The sequence below is a fragment of the Burkholderia arboris genome, assembly GCF_902499125.1.
Lineage (GTDB): Bacteria > Pseudomonadota > Gammaproteobacteria > Burkholderiales > Burkholderiaceae > Burkholderia > Burkholderia arboris.
On record NZ_CABVPX010000035.1, the window covers coordinates 45,093 to 65,382 of the forward strand.

General features: G+C 68.4%; 15 protein-coding genes. 6 read left to right on the forward strand and 9 right to left on the reverse strand.

The window, feature by feature from the left end; genetic code table 11:
* The first annotated feature begins 34 nt into the window (after positions 1-34).
* Positions 35-646: an alpha/beta fold hydrolase gene (locus BLA15945_RS31210; protein WP_059238965.1), complete on the forward strand. Its 612-nt coding sequence runs from the start codon at positions 35-37 to the stop codon at positions 644-646.
* A gap of 80 nt (positions 647-726) precedes the next feature.
* Here the strand turns inward: BLA15945_RS31210 and BLA15945_RS31215 are convergent, their stop codons facing one another.
* Both BLA15945_RS31215 and BLA15945_RS31220 read right to left on the reverse strand, forming a co-directional pair.
* On the reverse strand, positions 727-2,049 hold the full coding sequence (locus BLA15945_RS31215; protein ID WP_059238963.1) for an ATP-binding protein: 1,323 nt from the start codon (positions 2,047-2,049) through the stop codon (positions 727-729).
* Positions 2,046-2,786: a response regulator gene (locus BLA15945_RS31220; RefSeq protein ID WP_034190595.1), complete on the reverse strand. Its 741-nt coding sequence runs from the start codon at positions 2,784-2,786 to the stop codon at positions 2,046-2,048. The genes BLA15945_RS31215 and BLA15945_RS31220 overlap by 4 nt, the downstream gene beginning before the upstream one ends.
* 224 nt (positions 2,787-3,010) lie before the next feature.
* On the opposite strand from BLA15945_RS31220, the gene BLA15945_RS31225 reads away from it, so the two are divergent.
* Complete coding sequence (locus BLA15945_RS31225; RefSeq protein ID WP_174994192.1) at positions 3,011-3,592, forward strand: thioredoxin family protein; 582 nt, start codon at positions 3,011-3,013, stop codon at positions 3,590-3,592.
* A gap of 48 nt (positions 3,593-3,640) precedes the next feature.
* Here BLA15945_RS31225 and BLA15945_RS31230 read toward each other — a convergent pair whose 3' ends face one another.
* Positions 3,641-4,279, reverse strand: coding sequence for an FMN-binding negative transcriptional regulator (locus BLA15945_RS31230; RefSeq protein ID WP_174994193.1), 639 nt, complete (start codon positions 4,277-4,279; stop codon positions 3,641-3,643).
* Positions 4,280-4,407: 128 nt separating this feature from the next.
* Between BLA15945_RS31230 and pdxR the strand changes: the two genes are divergently transcribed.
* Together pdxR and BLA15945_RS31240 are read left to right on the forward strand one after the other, a co-directional pair.
* Positions 4,408-5,916, forward strand: coding sequence for a MocR-like pyridoxine biosynthesis transcription factor PdxR (pdxR, locus tag BLA15945_RS31235; RefSeq protein WP_174994194.1), 1,509 nt, complete (start codon positions 4,408-4,410; stop codon positions 5,914-5,916).
* Between the two features lie 124 nt (positions 5,917-6,040).
* Entirely contained in the window at positions 6,041-8,269 is a 2,229-nt protein-coding gene (locus BLA15945_RS31240; RefSeq protein WP_174994195.1) for a penicillin-binding protein 1A, read from the forward strand.
* Between the two features lie 53 nt (positions 8,270-8,322).
* Here the strand turns inward: BLA15945_RS31240 and add are convergent, their stop codons facing one another.
* A complete protein-coding gene (add, locus tag BLA15945_RS31245; RefSeq protein ID WP_059238952.1) occupies positions 8,323-9,423 on the reverse strand; it encodes an adenosine deaminase in 1,101 nt (366 codons plus the stop codon).
* 45 nt (positions 9,424-9,468) lie between these two features.
* Positions 9,469-10,818 carry an NCS2 family permease gene (locus BLA15945_RS31250; protein WP_174994196.1) on the reverse strand — a complete coding sequence of 450 codons (1,350 nt, stop codon included), beginning with the start codon at positions 10,816-10,818 and terminating at the stop codon, positions 9,469-9,471.
* Between the two features lie 94 nt (positions 10,819-10,912).
* On the opposite strand from BLA15945_RS31250, the gene BLA15945_RS31255 reads away from it, so the two are divergent.
* A complete protein-coding gene (locus tag BLA15945_RS31255; protein WP_059238949.1) occupies positions 10,913-11,824 on the forward strand; it encodes a LysR family transcriptional regulator in 912 nt (303 codons plus the stop codon).
* 27 nt (positions 11,825-11,851) lie between these two features.
* Here BLA15945_RS31255 and BLA15945_RS31260 read toward each other — a convergent pair whose 3' ends face one another.
* The 4 genes from BLA15945_RS31260 to BLA15945_RS31275 form a co-directional block, all read right to left on the reverse strand.
* Entirely contained in the window at positions 11,852-12,904 is a 1,053-nt protein-coding gene (locus BLA15945_RS31260; protein ID WP_174994197.1) for a nucleoside hydrolase, read from the reverse strand.
* Between the two features lie 88 nt (positions 12,905-12,992).
* Positions 12,993-14,105, reverse strand: coding sequence for a porin (locus BLA15945_RS31265; protein ID WP_059238945.1), 1,113 nt, complete (start codon positions 14,103-14,105; stop codon positions 12,993-12,995).
* A gap of 161 nt (positions 14,106-14,266) precedes the next feature.
* Positions 14,267-15,568 (reverse strand): hypothetical protein, encoded by a 1,302-nt coding sequence (locus tag BLA15945_RS31270; RefSeq protein ID WP_174994198.1) that lies wholly within the window; start codon positions 15,566-15,568, stop codon positions 14,267-14,269.
* Positions 15,569-15,957: 389 nt separating this feature from the next.
* Positions 15,958-17,376 (reverse strand): MFS transporter, encoded by a 1,419-nt coding sequence (locus BLA15945_RS31275; RefSeq protein WP_059238941.1) that lies wholly within the window; start codon positions 17,374-17,376, stop codon positions 15,958-15,960.
* A gap of 439 nt (positions 17,377-17,815) precedes the next feature.
* Here BLA15945_RS31275 and BLA15945_RS31280 point away from each other — a divergent pair, with 439 nt between their 5' ends.
* Positions 17,816-20,260 (forward strand): DUF3772 domain-containing protein, encoded by a 2,445-nt coding sequence (locus BLA15945_RS31280; RefSeq protein ID WP_174994199.1) that lies wholly within the window; start codon positions 17,816-17,818, stop codon positions 20,258-20,260.
* Positions 20,261-20,290 lie beyond the last annotated feature (30 nt).

The window sequence follows — 20,290 nt, forward strand, 5'->3', positions numbered from 1 at the left end:
CCGCTTCACGTCGATTAAAGGACAACCGGACGCCATGCCCGTTCCGTCGCAACTGCTCTTCCTGCCCGGCGCATCGGGCAGCACTGCCTTCTGGCAACCGCTGGCCAACCTGCTGACGCATCCGGCCGAGCGACGGATCGTCGCCTATCCGGGTTTCGGCGACACGCCGCATGATCCGGCCGTCGACGATTTCGACAGCCTCGTACGTGATGTCCTCGAGCAGATCGACCGGCCCACCGCCGTGCTGGCCCAATCGATGGGCGGCGTGATCGCGATGCGCGCGGCGCTCGACAAGCCCGGGCTCGTCACGCACCTCGTGCTGACGGTCACGTCCGGCGGGCTCGACATGGCAGGACTCGGTGCGCAGGACTGGCGGGCCGGTTTCGCCGAAGCGAACCCGCAGTTGCCCGACTGGTTCCTGACGTTCCGCGCGGACTTTTCGCAAGAAATCGGCCGCATCGCGCAGCCGACGCTGCTGCTGTGGGGCGACGACGATCCGATCAGCCCCGTCGCGGCCGGCCGGCGCCTGCTCGAGCGGCTGCCCGATGCACGGCTGCAGGTCGTGCCGGGCGGCCGGCACGACCTCGCGGCCGTGCATGCGCAAGCACTCGCGCCGCTCGTCGACGCGCATCTGCAACGTATGTGACGCCGCGTGCTTCAGGTTCGGCTTGCACGCCGGCATGAACCTGAAACCGTGAAACCGCGACGCTCACGCGCCGCGCCGTATCACCCCGCGTTCCTCAGCGTGAGCCGCGCCTCCAGCCCGCCGCCGTCGGGCCGGTTGTTCAACGTGAGCGTGCCGCCCATCGCGAGCGCGAGTTGCTTCGCGATCGCCAGACCCAGCCCCGTGCCGCCCGTATCGCGGTTGCGCGACGTCTCCACGCGCCGGAACGGCTCGAACACCGCGTCGAGCTGATCGGCCGGAATGCCGGGCCCGCGGTCGAGCACGGCAATCACCGCGCCGCCGTCCGGCGCGGCCTGCACGTCGATCTCGGCCGCGCCCGCGAACTTCAGCGCATTGTCGACGAGGTTGCCGACGATGCGGCGCAGCGCCTTTGGCCGCGTCACGAGCGCGAGCGGCGCGCGGCTGTGCAGCGCGACGTCCTGCCCCGCGTCCGTGTAGTCGCACACGATGCTGTCGAGCAGCGCGTCGAGATCGATGCGGCGTGCGGCTTCCTCGGTGCCGTGCAGCGTCCGCGCGTACGCGACGCCCTCCTTCACCAGATGCTCCATCTCGATCAGGTCCTGGCGCAGCTTCGCGCCCTGCGTGTCGTCTTCCATCACGTCGACGCGCAACCGCATCCGCGTGATCGGCGTCTGCAGGTCGTGCGAGATCGACGCGAGGATCTGCATGCGCTCGGCCATGTACTGCGCGATGCGATCCTGCATTGCGTTGAACGCCCGTGCGGCACGCGCGACTTCCGACGGCCCGCCTTCGTTCAGCCGCTCGCCCTTCAGGTCCGGACCGAGCGCGTCGGCAGCCTGCGCGAGCTGCTTGAGCGGCCGCGTCGCGAGCCGCACCGCGAGCCAGCAGCACGCGGCCAGCACCGCGAGCTGCAGCACGAGCACGACCGGCAGCCAGCCGGACAGCGGCACCGTCGACATCGGATGGATGTCGATCGTCAGCGGCGACCCGTCGGTCAGCCGCAGATGCACCTGCAGATGTTCGCGGTCGCCGGGAATCGCATTCGCGGTCAGCGGATAGTCGCCGCCGATGCCGTCCGAGATCGAGCGCTCGACGCGCGCCGACAGCCGCGCTTCGGGCGGCGTGCCGGTCTCGCCCGGCCCGAGGATGAACGCATAGCTGCGCCGCGCGAGACGCGGCAGCCACGCGGCGCGCTCGGCCGGCGGCAAGTGGTCGAGCAGCGCGACCGAACTCGCGACCTCGCGCTCGATGTAGCCCATCATCAGGTTGGTGGTCGCCTGGTCGCGCTCGGTCACGGTGAGCCAGAACGACAGCGTCTGCGCAAGCGCGAGTCCCACGCACAGGATCAGCGCGAGCCGCGCGAACAGCGAGCGCGGCCAGTGCCACAGCGTGCGCGCGCTCATGGCGTACCGTCGACGGCGGTCACGGCCGACGAGAACACGTAGCCCTCGTTGCGCAGCGTCTTGATATAGCGCGGTTCGCGCGCGCCGTCGCGCAGGCGCTGGCGCAGCCGGCTCACGAGCAGGTCGATCGAGCGGTCGAACGGGTCGGACTGCCGCCCCTGCGTGAGGTTGAGCAGCTGGTCGCGCGTCAGCACGCGCTGCGGGTTGTCGAGAAACACGCGCAGCAGCCGGTATTCGGCGCCGCTCAGCGCGACCAGCGTGCCTTCGGCGTCGAGCAGGTGACGCCCGGTCGTGTCGAGCCGCCATTCGCCGAACGCGAGCATCTCGGCCGTTTCCGTCACCTGCATGCCGGGCGGCAGCATGCGCGCGCGGCGCAGCACCGAGCGGATCCGCGCGAGCAGCTCGCGCACCGCGAACGGCTTGGCCAGGTAGTCGTCGGCGCCCATCTCGAGACCGATGATGCGGTCGGTTTCCTCGCCGCGTGCGGTCAGCATCAGCACCGGTACCGTGCGGAACTTGCCGGCGCGCAGGTCGCGGCACAGCGTGAGGCCGTCCTCGCCCGGCATCATCAGGTCGAGCACGATCAGGTCGGGGGCGCCGTCGTCCAGCACGTTGCGCATCTCGCGGCCGTTCGCGGCCAGCGACACGCGCATGCCGTTCTTCTCCAGGTAGTCCGCGATCAGTTCGCGGATCGCGCGATCGTCGTCGACGATCAGCACGTGGTCGATCTTGTCCATGAGTCGTTGTCGGTGTCGTAGTTCGGGCATTCGATGTCCGCTTTTATACCGCACGGCGGGCACGCGTTTGTATCCCAATGTATCGCGCGGCCATGACGACACACAACATTGCACACGCGCGGCCGGCCGGACACATCGCAGATACGTCGGCGCCGCCTAATGGGGCCTGTCGAAACCCGTCCGGCCGCGCCTCCGAGCAGCGGCCCACCGATCAGGAGAACGCCATGCTGCCCCGACTCAAGACTGCCGCCATCGTCATCGCCCTCGCCGCCACGGCCGGGCTCGCCGCCTTCGCCGGCACCCGCGACGACGCGAGCATGCAGGCGTCGCTGGCCGGCACGCCCGCGCCGGATTTCACCGGCATCGACCGCTGGCACAACAGCGCGCCGCTGACGCTCGGCCAGTTGCGCGGCAAGGTCGTGCTCGTCGATTTCTGGACGTACTCGTGCATCAACTGCATTCATACGATTCCGTACGTGAACGACTGGTACCGGAAGTATCGCGACCAGGGGCTGGTCGTGGTCGGCGTGCATACGCCGGAATATCCGTTCGAGCGCGACGCGGGCAACGTCGCCGAGGCGATCAAGCGCTTCGATATCCGGTACCCGGTCGCGCAGGACAACCGCTACGACACGTGGCGCGCGTACGGGAACCAGTATTGGCCCGCGCTGTACCTGATCGATGCGAACGGCAAGGTCGTCTATACGCGCTACGGCGAAGGCGGGTACGACAAGACCGAGGCCGCGATTCGCGGTGCGCTCGCGCAGGCGGGCACACCGGCGAAGGACGCGACGCGCACGCAGTGACCGGGGCGGCATGCGGGCGCGGCGCGCGCCCGCGCTCGCGTCATGCCCTCACTCGCGCTTTGCATCGGCCGCCGCGAGCATCGCTTCGCCGATCGCGAGCTGGCCGTCCGCGACCAACGCTTCGCCGGCGCCCCGGATATCGGCCTCGGCCTTGTTCTGCCCGAGCTTGCGCTTGCCGACGAACCGCGTGATCTCGATCTGCAGCCCGACGATCGCCTGCAGCATCGTGTCGATGTAGTCCTTCGGCGCGTCGCCCATCTTCCACGGCACCGGCTGCGACGCCTCGTGCGTGCGCGTGAGCCGCGCGACCACGCCGCGCACGAACTTCTCGTCGTCGCGCACCGTGATGCGGCCGTGCGCATGCACGGCCACGTAGTTCCACGTCGGCACCTGCCGGTGCGCGACGTGCTTGCTCGGGTACCAGTTCGGCGAGATGTACGCGTCGCCGGCGCGGAAGATCACGAGCACCTCGTCGCCGTCCGCGACGTCCTGCCAGACCGGATTCGCGCGGGCGACGTGCGCATGCAGTTCGCCGAGCCCGCCGTCGTCGGGCAGCAGTTCGAACGGAATGTGGTTCGCGTCGAGCCCGCTCTTGCCGTGCGTAATCAGGCTGCCGAACGGATGCTGCACGATCAGCTCGCGCAGCACGTCGGGGTTGGGCTCGTTGAAATCGGCAGGGACGTACATGCTGGCTCCACGGTCGTGCGGGATTGAAATGGCGCGGGCGCGGGCGCGGGCCCGTCATGCGGCGATTGTGATCCCAAACTGGTTTATGCTGTAGAGCCGGTTTGAAACAATTTCAGCAGACCAGAATCATGGCAAGAACGGCCCGGATCGTCGAAATCCCGTCGCTCGGCGCGCTCGACCGCGCGGCCGGCGACCTGAGCCGCCAGCTCGCCCAGGCGCTGCGCGACGCCGTGCGCCGCGGCGACGTCCGGCCGGGCGACACGCTGCCGTCCACCCGGCTGCTGGCGACGTCGCTGCAGGTCGCGCGCGGCACCGTCGTCGATGCGTATGCGCAGCTCATCGCAGAAGGCTGTCTCGAATCGCGCGGCGGCGCGGGCACGCGGGTCGCGAACGCGCTCGCCGAAACGCCGCCCGGCAACGCGCCCGCCCCCCCTGCGCGACGTCAGCGCCCGGCGCATGCCGGCCTGCCCGAGCCCGCGGCCACCTTCGCGCGGATCGCCCGCGAATTCAACCCGTTGCCGGCCATGCCGTTCGCGATCTCGGTGCCGGTCGGCCTCACCGCGCCCGACGACATCTGGCGCCGGCTCGGCAACCGCCTGCGCGCCCGCGGCGCCGGCGCGCCGTCCGGCTATGCCGATCCGCAAGGCGCGCTGCCGCTGCGCGAAGCGATCGCCGATTATGTGCGCCGGTCGCGCTCGGTGCGCTGCGATGCCGGCCAGGTCGTCATCACGAGCGGCACCCAGCAGGGACTGCATCTGGCAAGCCAGGTGCTGCTCGGCCAAAGCGACCGCGCCTGGGTCGAGAATCCGGCCTATCGCGGCATCACCGCGCTGCTCGAAAGCACCGGGCGGCGCGACGCAATGGTGCGCGTGCCGGTGGACGCGGACGGCCTCGACGTCGATGCCGGCATCCGTCTCGCGCCGGATGCGCGCGTCGCGTTCGTCACGCCGTCGCACCAGTACCCGCTCGGCATGCCGCTGAGCATGGCGCGGCGCAACGCGCTGCTCGCGTGGGCGCGCGCGCAGCACGCCTGGGTGGTCGAAGACGATTACGACAGCGAGCTGCGCTACGAAGGCTATCCGTTCCCGTCGCTGCAGGGGCTCGACCCCGATCGCGTGATCTACCTCGGCACGTTCAGCAAGATCCTGTTTCCGTCGCTGCGGCTCGGCTACGTGATCGTGCCCGACGAACTCGTGCCCGCGTTGTGCGGCGCGCGCGTGCTGATGGATCGCCATGCGCCGACCGCCGACCAGCACGTGCTGGCCGCGTTCATCGCCGAAGGTCATCTCGATCGCCACATCCGCCGTGTGCGGGGCGTGTACGCGGAACAGCGCGCGCTGCTGATCGACACGCTGGGCGCGCGGCTGCCGCGCGAACGCGCGTGGGTGCAGCCGGGCGACCAGGGGATGCACGTCGTGCTGTGGCTCGCGGAAGGCATCGACGATCTCGACGTGGTCGCACGCGCCGCGCAGGCCGGCGTCGCGGTGCGCGCCGTGTCGCCGATGTTCGCGCCCGGCACGGCCCGCCCGGGGCTCGTGCTCGGCTTCGGCGGGTTCGGCCGCGCGCAGATGGAAGCCGCCGCACAGCGGCTCGCGGACGTGGTTTCGTCAGCGGAATCGCGCCCCCGCGCGCGGTAAAAGGTTGTCGGCGGGCAACAAACGTAATCGTCTGTAAATCCTGCAAGCAAACGGCCGTTTCGGCCGCCGGAGCGCGTGCGCCGTTTGCTAGGATCGCGCGTCTTCCATCCACGCTCCAGCCGCCTTGAATCGCTTCGTGCCGTTTCTCCGAGATGCTTGGCTCCGTTGCCGCGCCCGTTTTGCGCCGCGCGCCGCCGCCTGCCGCGCGCGCCTCCGCGCGCTGTGCGCGGGGGCGCTGCATCGCCTGCGCCATCCGACGCGGCGCGGCGTGGCGCTGACGCTCGCCGCGATACCCGTGCTGGGCCTGCTGGGCCTGCTCGCGTTCGTCCCGCTCACGCCGAGCATCGGCGACATCCGCAAGGCGCGCATCGACCGCCCCGCGCGCGTGCTGTCGGCCGACGGCCAGCTGATCGCCGAGTTCCGGCCCGTGAACCGCGAATGGGTGCCGCTCAAGCAGATCTCGCCGCACATGGTCGACGCGCTGATCGCAACCGAGGACCACCGCTTCTATTCACACCACGGCATCGACTTGCGCCGCACGCTCGCGGCCGGGCTGCATACCTTCTCCGGCGACCGCCAGGGCGGCTCGACGATCACCCAACAGCTCGCACGCAACCTGTATCCGGACGAAATCGGCCGCGCGCCGACGCTCACGCGCAAGGTGAAGGAGCTGATCACCGCGTTCAAGATCGAATCGGTGTACAGCAAGGACGAGATTCTCGAGACCTACCTGAATACGGTGCCGTTCCTGTACAACGCGTACGGCGTCGAAATGGCCGCGCGCACCTACTTCGGCAAGTCGGCCGACCAGCTCGACATCGCGGAAAGCGCAACGCTCGTCGGGATGCTGAAGGGCAATAGCTACTACAACCCGGTGCTGAATCCGGAACGCGCGGTCCAGCGGCGCAACATCGTGCTCGGCCGGATGGCGCAGATGGGCATGCTCACACCGCGGCAGCTTGCGAAACTGCAACGCCAGCCGCTGCGCGTCGACTTCGAACCGCAGACGGCGCAGCCGAGCCTCGCACCGCATTTCGCGGTCCAGCTGCGCAAGTGGCTGATCGCGTGGGCCGACCGCAACAACTACGATCTCTACGCCGACGGCCTCATCGTGCGCACGACGCTCGATGCGCAACTGCAGGACATGGCGACGCAGGCGCTGACGCAGCAGACCGAACGGCTGCAGTCGATCGCCGACAGCGCATGGCGCGGCCCGTCCGGCTGCGGGCTGCGCAACGACCTGTTCCGCGGCTTCATCCGCCAGACGCCCGAGTATCGCCAGGCCCGCGACACGGGGCTCGCCGATGTGCCGGCGCTGAAGCAGCTCGGCGCAAACCGAGATTTCTTGCGCGCGCTGTGCGCGCGCAAGACGCAGATACAGGCCGGCTTCGTCGCGATCGATCCGCGCAACGGCGCGATCCGTGCATGGGTCGGCAGCCCCGATTTCGGCAGCGAGCCGTTCGACCACGTCGCGCAGGCGCGGCGCCAGCCGGGTTCGACGTTCAAGCCGTTCGTCTATGGCGCCGCGTTCGCGGACGGCATGCGGCCGGACGATACGTTCGTCGACCGCCCCGTCGCCATTCCGGTCGACGGCCGCGCCGTGTGGCGTCCGACCGATGCTGAGCCGCCGACGGGCGAGCCGATGACGTTGCGCGATGCGCTCGCGCTGTCGCGCAACCGCGTCACCGCGCAGGTGATGCAGCACGAAGGCGCCGCGAAGGTCGCGCAGCTTGCGCGCGCGATGGGCGTGCGCGACAGTCCGCTCGACGCGGTGCCGTCGCTCGCGCTCGGCACGAGCCCCGTCACGCTGAAGGAAATGGTGTCCGCGTACGGCACGATCGCGAACCGCGGCGTGTACGTCGCGCCGCAGATGATCACGCGCATCGAGGACCGCAACGGCAAGGTGCTCGCCGCGTTCGGCAGCGCACCGCCCGAACGCGCGCTGCCGGTGCCGGCCGCACAGACGCTCGTCGACGTGATGCGCGATGTCGTCGATCGCGGCACCGGGGCCGACATCCGGTCGCGCTACGGGATCCGTATCGATGTGGCCGGCAAGACGGGCACGACGCAGGACAACGCGGACGGCTGGTTCATCCTGATGCATCCGCAACTCGTGGCCGGCGCGTGGGTCGGCTTCGACGACGGCAGCGTGACGCTGCGCAGCGACTACTGGGGCGCGGGCGCGCACAGCGCGCTGCCGATCGTCGGCTCGTTCTACGACGCGGCGCTGCGTGCGCGGGCGATCGATTCGCACGTACAGTTTTCGCCCGACTTCCGGCCGCGCAGCGCGCCGGCGCCGAAGCGGCGCCCGCAGCATTCGGGCCTGTTCGACTGGCTGAAGTTCTTCCGTTGATCGCGGGGCCGCCGGCCGGCTGAAGCACCGGCCGGCGCAACACGCCGCCGCGCTCAGCCTGCCGCGAGCGTCTCTGCCAGCGTGTCGAACGCCGGCGCCCACGCGGCACGCCACGCCGCCTTCGTTGCATCGTCGACCCACGCGCCGTCGATCCCGTTCAGCATGAACTGCCTCAGGTCGGCCACGGTGAATCCGAAGTGGCTGAACATCAGCTCCCACGCTTCGCTCGGATTGACCTTGTGCAGCGTCGGATCGTCGGTGTTCGGATGGATCTTCAGCCCGAGGCCCGGCATCTTGCGCATCGGATGCAGCTCCGCCCATTGCTCGGGCGGCAACGTCCGCAGGTAGTACGAATTCGTCGGCACGACGGTGAAGACGATCCCGCGTTCCGCGTAGCGCGCGCACAGCTCGGGGTTGTCGACGATCGTATAGCCGTGATCGACGCGATCGACCTGCAGCAGGTCGACGGCCGTTTCGACGTTGCGCCACGGCATCCCGAACTCGCCCGCATGCGCGGTCGTGCGCAAGCCGGCCTCTCGCGCATTGCGGTACGCCTTCCAGAACAGTTCCGGCGGCCGGTCGTTCTCGCGATAATCGATGCCGAGCCCCGCCACTTCGTCCGCGCGGTTCGCCTTCATCCACTCGACGATCGCAACGGCTTCGTCTGGATCCTGCTCGCGGTCGATGCTCGGGATCAGGCGTGCGCCGATCCCGAAATCGCGCGCGGCATCGCGGATCCCCGTCACGATTGCGGCTTGCGCGTCCGCGTATGCAATACCCGATACGTGCACCGTTCCGGTCGGATTCCAGAAGAATTCTGCATGCCGAACGTTGTGCGCGGCCGCGTCCTCCAGATACTCGTACGCGATCCGCCGCAGGTCGTCGGGCTGCGTGAGCAGATACTTGTCGAGCGCGCGCAGCACATGCAGCACGCCGACCGGCTTCTCGCCGCGTGCATAGAACGCGTCGATTTCCGCGCGCTCGATCGGCGCGCCGCTGCGCTCCGCGAGTGCGACAAACGTGTCGTGCCGCACCGCGCCGAGCAGGTGGCAATGCAGCTCGACCTTCGGCAGCGCGTGGAAGAAGGCCCGATGGGCCGGCGTGATCTCGATACCCGTGCGCGCGGCCGGGACGTTGCCTGGTGTTCCCTTCATATCAGTCTCTTTTCGGTAGTGCCATTGCGTCGCGAAAGCCGTCTCTCAGTGCGGCTTCACGACGGTCCAGAAGTAGTAGCCGAGCGGAATCGCGAGCACGACGAGCCCCCACGACACGTCGCGCCAGCGGCCAGCCAGCAGCTTGACGAGCACGTAGCACAACAGCCCGCCTGCAATGCCGGTGCCGAAGCTGTTCGACATCAGCGTGAGCAGCACCATCGACATCACGGGCAGCGCATCGGTGAAGTCGTCGAAATGCGTATGACGAATCGTCGCGAACATCGACAGCCCGATCAGGATCAGCGCCGGTGCGGTCGCCTCCTTCGGAATCGCGAGCGCGACCGGCACGAACAGCAGCATCGCGGCGAACAGCACGGCCGCGGCCAGCGACGACAATCCGCTGCGGCCGCCGGCCTCGACACCCGCGGCCGATTCGATCAGCGCGGTCAGCGCCGGAATGCCGAACACCGGCCCGAGCGTCGCGGCGAGCGAATCGACGAGGAACGGCCGGTTGATGTTCGGCAGGTTGCCGTGTTCGTCGAGCAGGTTCGCCTTCGCGCCGACCGCGAGCGCGGTGCCGAGCGTCGAGAAGAATTCCGCTGCGAAGAACGCGAACAGGTACGGCGCGGCCGCAAGGCTCAACGCGCTGCGGATGTCGAGCTTGAACGCGATCGGCGCGATGCTGTGCGGCAGCGACACGAACGATGCGGGCAGGTGCGTGACGCCGAGCGGCACGCCGGCCGCGGCCGCGACGAGGATCGCGATCAGGATCGCGCCGGGCACCTTGCGCGCCTGCAGCACGATCGCCACCGCAAGGCCGATCAGCGCGACGAGCGCGCCCGGCCGCGAGAAGTCGCCGAGCGCGAACGCATTGGTCTTCGCATTCGCGACGACCATCCCCGCGTTGCGCAGCCCGAGCATCGTCACGAACAGCCCGATCGACGCGCCGAGCCCGAGCTTGATCTGCACCGGTATCAGCCGCATCACGACGCCGCGTGCGCCGAGTATCGTCAGCAGGAAGAACAGCACGCCCGACACGCATGCGATACCGAGGCCCGTCTGCCAGCCGATGTGTTCCGTCGTCGCGAGCGTCACGCCGATGATCACCGAGCCGCCGATGCCCGGGCCGACGAGGAACGGCAGGTTCGCGTAGAGCCCCATCAGCGTCGTGAACAGCACGAACACGATGATCGTCGCGGTCGTCGCCGCGCCGCGCGCCATGCCGCCCGTCGCGAGCAGCGACGGGATCACGACGAGCAGGTACGCGGCCGCGAGGAACGACGTAACGCCCGCGATCGTCTCGGTGCGCACGCTCGTGCCGCGCGCAGCAAGCGCGAAGCGGCGCTCGAGCCAGTTGGCCGGCGCGCGCGCCGGGATCGTGTCAGTCGCTGACATGGTGGTTCTCCTGTGATTCCGAATATTGTCCTGTGTCGGTTCCTGCGGCGCGGTCTTATACTGCCGCGTACCGCATCCCGACCGTTATTGCCCGATGTCGTCCGACCGCTCGTCGCTGCTGCCCGCGCTCACGCTGCGGCAGGTCCAGCACTTCGTCGTCCTCGCCCACGCACGCAGCTTCACGCAGGCCGCGCAGGCGCTGTCGCTCACGCAGCCCGCGCTCACCGCGTCGATCCGCCAGATCGAGTTCCTGCTCGGCGGGCGCCTGTTCGCGCGTACCGCGCATCGCCTCACGCTCACCACCGCCGGCGAAGCCGTGCTGCCGCTCGCCGAACGCCTGCTCAACCAGGCGCGCGGCACCTTCGACGACATGACGCGGCTCATCGGCGAACGCATCCAGACCGTGCGCATCGCGTTCATCCCGTCGGTCGCGGGCCGCCTGCTGCCCGCGCTCAACGCACTGCGCAGCACGCACCCGACGCTGCGCTTCACGCTGACCGACCTGCCGAACAGCGCGCTCGTCGAAGCCGTGCGCGACAGCGTCGCGGATCTCGGCATCGGCGTGCGCGAACCCGACAGCGACGACGGCACGCTGCGCTACCGGCAGCTGTTCGAGGACGAGATCGTGATCGTCGTGCGGCACGACGATCCGCTTGCCCGCGCGAAGAGCGTCACGTGGGCGAAGCTCGTCGATCGCGAACTCGCGGTGTTCGTGCGCGGCAGCGTCAGCGAATCGCTGCATCGCACCGGCGGCGCCGAGAAGCTGCGCCTGAACGTCACGTACCGGATGGAATACACCGAGCCGCTCTACGCACTCGCGCGCAACGGTCTCGCGACCGCCGTGCTGCCGAGCCTCTACACGATGCATCTGCACGATCCCGAACTCGTCGCGCTGCGTGTCGACAAACCGCGCGTCACGCGTGCGATCTCGCTGATCTCGCTCGCCGCCGACGATCGCGGCCCGCATGTGCGTGCGTGCCGCGAGTGGATTGCAAAGCACATCTGATCCCGATTGCGTTGCAACGGCCCGCGCTCAGGGCAGCTTCGCGATGCGCTCGACGAGCGTCGCGTAGAAGCGGTCCGCGTCGACCTCGTTGATCCACGTCGCGTTCGCCGCGCGGCCGCTGCGCCCGTTCCAGTCGACGATCGTCTCGCCGAGCGTCCACTGCCCGGTCGTCTCGACCACCACGTTCACCTTGCGCCCGCCGAACAACGTCGGATCGACGAGATAACCGACGGCCGTCGGGTCGTACATCGGCGCGTCTTCGACGCCGCGCCGCTTCTTGTTGTACGCGAGTTCGGCATCCATGATGTCGGCGACCATCTTGCCGCAGCGATTGCCGAGCGCGCGGAACGGCGCGACGCGCGCCGGCGTGATCGGCGCCTTCACCGCGACGTCGCGCGGCAGCACGACGATCGGCACGCCGCTGCCGAACACGACTTCCGCCGCCTGCGGATCGACGTAGATGTTGAACTCGGCGGCCGGCGTGATGTTGCCGCGCTCGAAGAACGCGCCGCCCATCAGCACGATCTCGCGCAGCGCACCGCGAATCTGCGGCGCTTCGACCAGTGCGGTCGCGATGTTCGTCAGCGGGCCGAGCGCGCACAGCGTCACGCTGTTCGGCGCTGCGCGACTCAGCGTATCGACGAGGTACGACACCGCGTGACCGGCAGCCAGCGGCGCGCGCGGCTCGTGCAGTTCGACACCTTCCAGCCCCGTCTTGCCGTGCACGTTCGCGGCCGTCACGAGATCGCGCACGAGCGGACGCGGGCAGCCCGCATAGACCGCCAGCGTCTTCGTGCGGCCGGCCCAGTCGCGGATGATCCGCGCATTGCGTTCGGTCAGGTCGAGCGGCACGTTGCCCGCGACGGCCGTCAGCGCGCGCACGTCGAGCCGGTCCTGCGCGCCCAGCGCGAGCAGGATCGCGATGGCGTCGTCCTGCCCCGGGTCGGTATCGATGATCACCGTGCGGCGCGCGGCGTCGCCGCCGGCCGCGAACGCGCCCGACTCGGGCAGCAGCGCGGTGCCGGCCAGCGCGGCGGACAGTTTCAGGAAGGTGCGGCGGGATGCGATCGGATGGGTCATGGTCGGGCTCTCGAGAAAACGCCGGGCCGCCCCACGTTTTCCTGACCCCCTCGGGGGGTCTGGCGCGAAGCGGCAGGTTGGGGGGCGCTCAAAATACGTGCCGGACGCCGAGCGTCGCCATCATCTGGCGCGTGCCGGTCGAGCGCGCGTACGCGAAGATCTGCGCATGGTCCGCGTCGCCGGCCGCCTGTTGCGCGATCACCGTCAGCGCGACGTCGGTGCGTTTCGACAGGAAGTAATCGGCCTGCAGGTTCACCTGGTGCCATTTCGGACGCTTGTCGATCACGTCGTACTTGCCGTTCGTGAACGCATACGCGGCGCCGAGAAAGAGCTGCGGCGTCATCGTGTAGACGACGTTCACGCCGAGGTTCTGCAGATGCAGGTGCGAATTGTCGAGGTAATCGTAGCGCACGTCGGTGAACATCGCGGCGAACTGCGCGCGGCCGATCGTGTAGAAACCGCCCGTGCCCGCGATCCGCTGCCGGCTTGCGTACGCCGCCGGCGACATCGCGCTCTTGCTGAAGATCAGCAGCGGCGACGCATAGTCGTTCGCGATCGCGCCGTCCTGGTTCGTCGCGCTATACGGATGGTTGTACTGCGCATAGACCGCGCTCCAGCGCAGCGCGCCCTGCTCGTAGCCGAGCCCGAAGCTGTACGCGCTGTTGTTCGCGAAGCCGGTCGCGTTGCTGAAGCCGTACAGCGCGGTGAATTTCAGGCCGTAGTAGACGGGGCTCACGTACTTCACCGAGTTCTGCACGCGGATGTCGTTGTAGCCGTTGTCGTTGTCGCCGATGTTCACGCCGTTGCTCGCGATGATCACGGGCCCGATGTAGTCGTGGATCGCGTCGTACTGGCGGCCGAACGTCAGCGAGCCGTAGGTGCGGTCGGCCAGGCCCACGTAGGCCATGCGCCCGAATTCGCGGCCGTTCTGCGCGGCCGTGCCCGTCATCACGTTGAAGCCGTTCTCGAGCTGGAAGATCGCGGACAGCCCCTGCCCGAGATCCTCCTTGCCCTTCAGTCCCCAGCGCGGGTTCTGGTTCGTGCCGGACAGCGCCTGCCAGGCGTTCTTGCCGCCCTGGTTGGTCGCGAACCCGACGCCGGCCGAGATGAGACCGTACAGCGTGATGCTGCTTTGCGCACAGGCATGGGTCGCGAAGGCGCCGAGCATCGCGAGCGGAGCGAGCTTGTAGAGAGTTTTCATGCGGGTCGTGTGATCGGTGGTGGTCCAGGCGCGGCAGGGTTCCGCGAAACTGGACTCGACTATACGAACCCGGATCGGATAATAAAAGTTTGCTTTTCTTATGTATCAATAAAACGGATTTATTCTCATCCACGTATCTCCACCGGCCGGCGGACCGGCCGTCAGTCCGCCGTGTCGCCGCCCTTCGGCACCTTCGACCACGCCTTGCGCCCCGGCATCGGCGCCCAGCCCGGGCGGGCCTTGCGCGCGCTGTCGATCACGACGAGGTAGCGGCCCGCGATCGGCGTGATGTCGCGGTCGCGCCGCAGCACCCACAGCGACTTGCCGGCCTCGACGCGCGCCTGGTAGTCGTCGTCGAGCAGGCCGTGGCGGTCGAAAAACGTGTTCAGCGAAGCGGGAATCCGCACGCAGCCCTTCGAGTGCCGGATGCCGAGCAGCGCTTCGAGGCGGTCGGGATCGGTCGCATGCATCTGGAAGCGCATCGGCGACACGCCGCCCTTGCCCCAGCCGCGCTCGCCGTCCACCCAGCCGAAGTCATAGATGCGCATGTCGCGGCGGCCGTAGCCGCGAATGCCGTTCTCGTTCGTCGTGCCTTCCGCGCGGAAATCCATGGTGTCGGGCGAGTGATGGAACACGCCGAGCGGCGTCAGGAAATGGTCGTACTTGCCCGGCAGCCCGGTGCCGACCGGCGATGCGCCGATCATCAGCCATGCGTTGGCCGGCGTGGCGCGGAAGTAGATGAAGAGCGCCTGCACGTTCGGTGCGCGGTCGACCATCGCGACGTACTCGCCGGCGAGGTCGCCGAGGTCCGCCTCGGCGAGTGCCTTCTGGAGCCGCTCGCCGTAGGCGCGCTGTTCGCTCGCGGGCACGTTCAGGCGGCGTGTGACTTCCTGCGTGAAGCGCTTGCGCATGTCGACGGCGCGCGCCGTCGCGTTCTTCGCTTCGTCGGCCGATAGCGGCGGATGCCGGCGTGGTGGGGTCGGTGCGGGCGCTTCGGCCTCGCTGGCGGCGGCTGGCGATGCGGCCGACGCAGGTTCCGCGGCGGACGCCGCAGAGCCAGCCGACGCCCCCGATGCCCCACTGGCAGGCTCTGCATGATGCACACGCGACGCGGCAGGCGCGGATTGCGCAGCCGATGCGCCTGACGACGCGTGCGCGGACGAAGCCGGATGCGCATGAGACGCCGTCGACGCGGGCGACGCAACTGATGAGGATGACGTAGCAGCGGACGACGGCACGTCGGACGCGGCAACAGCCGGCCGCCCGGCCAGAACGGAACCAGGCAACGCGGCAGCGAGCCACGCGTACACGGCCAATGTGCGGGTGAGACGGTGCGGCTTCGCCAACGGCCGCTTCAGGCTGGAAAGCATCATACGTTCGAAGCCATCGGCCGATCCGGCCGCCGCATCATGCTGGTGCGAGCGGCGCATCTTCCGCGCGAGCCATCGACACGTCCGGCGCATCGTATGCGCCCGGCGCCGACGCCTCTTCGCGGCGGAGCCGTTCGCTGATGCAACGCGTGCGGTCCGATGGCGGCTAATGAGTCGTCAGGCCCTTCATTTTACGCGCCGACGCAGGAATCGGCAGCGGCAAAAGTGGGGGTTTTGCGGCAGATTTGCGCTTCGTCACGCTTTGTTTCAACTCGTTGCGGTTTGTGTTCCGGTTGCGTGTCACGCTTGCAGATTGAGCGTCTCGAAACACGCGCCCGGGAACTCGCGGGTTCCGCTCGCCACGATGCTCTCGCCTTATAAATTCGCATACCAAATCAATTTGGCCATGCGGCTTCCCCCGAGGAAGGTGCTTTTCGCATGCGTGCCGCGCGAACGATGCGGCACGCATGCGCAACTGCCTGCTACTTCGAGATGGTTTCCAGCGCGATGCCCTTCGTGCGCGGCCCCATGAGTCCGATCGCGGCCATCACGATCACCATCGCGCCCGCAATGAACGCGAACACGCCGAACGTGCCGAAGCCCCGCAGCACGGCCGCGATCACGAACGACGAGAAAATCGCCGAGAAGCGGCTCCACGAATAGACGAAGCCGACGGCCCGCGCGCGGATCGACGTCGGGAACAGTTCCGCCTGATACGCGTGGAAGCTATACGACATGATGTTGCTTGCGAGCGTGAGGCCGATGCCGAGCACGATCAGGAATGCGCCCACTGTCGTCTGGCTGAACAGCAGCCCGCAGACGACGATCGCCGCCGCCATCGCGACGATCACCGACTTGCGCTCGAAGCGGTCGGCGATCACGAGGCCGATCAGCGGTCCGATCGGCGCCGCGAGCGCGATCACGCTCGAATACATCAGGCTCGACGTGATCGTGATGCCCTGCTTGATCAGCAGCGTCGGCACCCAGTTCGCGAAGCCGTAGAAGCCGACGGTCTGGAACACGTTGAAGATCGTCATCATGATCGTGCGGTTGCGATACGGCGGCACCCACATGTCGCGAAAGCGGCCGCGCGGCGGCACGGGCTCGGCCGGCGCGGGCGGCGGCAGCGGTCGGCCATACTCGGCTTCGACCTTCGCCTCGAGCGCGCGCATGATGCGATCGGCTTCGTCGACGCGCCCCTGCTGCGCGAGCCAGCGCGGGCTTTCCGGCAGTTCGCGGCGGATCCACCACACGAACAGCGCGCCGTGCGCGCCGATCAGCACGACCCAGCGCCAGCCGTCGAGGCCGAGCGGTGCATGCGGCACGAGCAGGTACGCAAGGAACGCGACCACCGGCACCGCGACGAACCCGACCGCCTGCTCGCAGGCGAACGCACGGCCGCGGATCTGCTTCGGCACGAGTTCGGAGATGTACGTGCCGATCGTCACCATCTCGACGCCGAGGCCGAGACCGACGACGAAGCGCCAGAAGTTCAGCCCGGCCGCGGTGTCCTGGAACGCCATCACGACGTTGGCGGCCGTGTACCACAACAGCGACCACGTGAAGATCGCGCGGCGACCGAAGCGGTCGGCGAGGAAGCCGCACGCGATCGTACCGATGAAGAGCCCGGAGAACAGCGCGGCAATGAAGCTCGCGACGCCCGTAGTGCCGAACAGGCCGTGCGTCGTCGCCGACAGGATGCCGCTTTTCACGAGGCCGGGCGCGACGTAGCCGCTATAGAGCAGATCGTAGAGTTCGAAGAAGAAGCCGAGGCTCAACAGAACGACGAGTTTCCAGACGCTGCGGGTCGGCGGCAGGCGGTCGAGACGGGCCGAGATGGAGCCGGGGTCGATGGAGGGGGATTGGGCTGTTGCCTGCGGAAGGCTGTCCGTTGAGGCCATCTTGGGCGCGTCTCCTGGTCGTGTCGTGTTGTGTGTTGTTGTCCGGCGACCGGCGAGCCGCCGTCGGGCGAATCGCTGCATTGTACCGGCACGCCCGTTCGGCGTACGCGCAAGCCGGCCGCGCAGCAGGCGTCGCAGCGGTTCGGACACCCTATTTTCGTGCCGGATAGTGTGTAACTTGCGTAACCGTGTGTCGGGGACGGATAACGCGTCGGGGCGGCCCGCCGGCGCTGCCCGCCCCGGCCGCTGGCGGCGCCGGCCCGGCGGTACGGGCCTGCCGTCAGATTTCGCGCCTACGTGCCTCGCCCGCCTCGCAACAAACGGGGTACGCAATCGGTACAACCACGCGTTCCACACCCCGGTAACATGCTACCGGGCCAACCACCGGCTTCCGGCTGCCTTTCGGCACCCGGCACTGTCGGCCAATCGTAAGCATTCCATGTCCATACAACGACTCTCCACGTACGCCCGCCGGATCGTGCTGATCGCGCTGCTGCAGTTCGCCGCAGTCGCGGCCGCGTCGGCATCGACGGACGCCGCCTCCGCTCCGGTCGCGAGCGGCGTCGGCGCAACCGTGCCCGCCATTTCGCTGACCGACGCCGTCGCGCAGCTCAAGCAGATGCAGGTCGAACTGGACCGCATCAAGCAGCAGACCTCGACCGCATCCAACAGCAAGGAGCTCGATGCGCTCGACGACTCGGCGCAGGAACTCAGCACCGATGTCGCCAAACTGCAGAGCGATCTCACACCGCAACGCGCGCAGGTCCAGGCGCAACTCGACGTGCTCGGCCCGCCGCCGGCCGAGGGCGCCGCGCCGGAAACGCCGGCCGTCGCGAAGCAACGGACCACGCTGAATGCACGCAAGACACAGATCGATGCGGCGCTGAAGCAGGCCACCGACCAGAAAGCCAGCCTCACGAACCTGACCGAGCAGTTCGCAAAGCTGCATCGCAGCCTGCTGAAGAACCAGCTCGCGTTCCGTTCGGGCGGCATCTTCAGCGCGCAGTTCTGGCTGCCGCTGTTCCACCTGTCGCCTGACGACCGCCAGCGGCTCGAGGATTTCGACGACGAACTGTTCGACATGCTGCATTCGTCATGGGTGCCCGGGCAACGCGCGGTCACGACGGTGCTGCTGATCGCCGCGTTCGCGGTGTGGCTCGGCGGCCGCCGGCTCATCGAGCGCGGGCTCGCATGGATTGCGCTGAGCCGCCTGCCGCCCACCCGCCTGCGCCGCAGCGCGCTGGCGCTGTCGACCGTGCTGTCGACCTTCCTGGCGACGGCCATTGCCATTCAGATCCTCTACCTCGCCGTCGCGCGCCACTACGAGCTCACGCCGTCGCTGACCGACCTGTGGGACCAGTTTGCGAAGCTCGCCGCCACCTGCGCACTGATCGCCGGGCTCGGCCGCGCCCTGCTCTGCACCAAGCATCCGTCGTGGCGCCTGCCCGCGCTCGCCGATCCCGTCGCGCTCGCGATGAAGCCGTTCCCCGGCATCCTGGCCGCCCTGCTGCTCGTGTCCGGCACGCTCGAATCGATCAACCGGATCGTCGACACCAGCCTGGCGGTCACGCTGTTCGGTCGCGGCATCGTGTCGCTCGTCGTCGCGCTGACGGTCGGCGCGTCGCTGTTGCGCGCGAACCGCGCGCGCAGCGCGCTCGCGGCGGCGGGCGAGGCCCCCGAGCAGCGTTCGACGCTCGCGGGGCTGATCCATGCCGGCGTCACGCTGGCGATCGTCGCGTCGCTGATCGCGCTCCTGATCGGCTACATCACGGTCGCGCGCTTCATCACGTATGAGCTCGTGTGGTTCGAGATCGTGCTGTGCGCAACCTACATCCTGATCCAGTTGACGCGCGACGCAAGCGAAAGCCTGTTCTCGTCGAGCCTGTCGACGGGCCAGCAGATCAAGCATCTGTTCGCGCTCGAAGATCGCCACCTCGATCAGGCACGCACGGTCCTGTCCGGTTTCGGCACGAGCCTGCTGATGCTGATCGCGGCAATCGCGCTGCTGACGGGCGGCTTCGGCACGACGCCGGGCGACCTGCTCGACAGCGCGGTCGCGATGATCGGCAGCCAGCGGCTGCAGAGCCTGAACATCATGCCCGACCGGATCCTGAACGCCGTGATCGGGTTCGCGATCGGCTTCTACCTGCTGCGCTCGCTGCGTCGCTGGCTCGACAGCGAGTTCATGCCCGCGCTCGGCATGGATACGGGCATGCGCGTGTCGCTGATCACGTTGTTCACCAACGTCGGCTACGTGCTGCTGGTGCTGATGACGCTCGGGCTGCTCGGCGTCCGGTGGAACAACCTCGCGTGGATCGTCAGTGCGTTGTCGGTGGGTATCGGCTTCGGCCTGCAGGAAATCGTGAAGAACTTCGTGTCCGGGCTGATCCTGCTGACCGAGCGCCCGGTGAAGGTGGGCGACATGATCAGCATCGCGGGCGTCGAAGGCGACATCCGCCGCATCAACGTGCGCGCGACCGAGATCCAGCTCAGCGACCGCTCGACCGTGATCGTGCCGAACTCGCAGCTGATCTCGCAGAACCTGCGCAACGTGACGATGGGCAACAGCACGCAGGGCGTCGCGACACTGGTGCTGACGTTCCCACTGAACACCGATCCCGAGCAGGTGCGCGACCTGCTGCTCGACGCTTATTGCGAACACCAGGCGATTCTCGAGAAGCCGGCGCCGTCGGTGACGTTCAGCCAGCTCACGCCGGACGGGATCACGCTGAGCGTGACGGGTTACGTGTCGAGCCCGCGGATCGCGAGTTCGACCAAGAGCGACCTGCTGTTCGAGATCCTGAAGCGGCTGCGCGCGGCGGGGATCACGCTGTCGAGCCCGCAGATGCTGGTCGTGCAGAACATGCCGGCGGCGGAGCAGTGAGCACCGCCTGAGCGGGCGAGTCGTCGACAA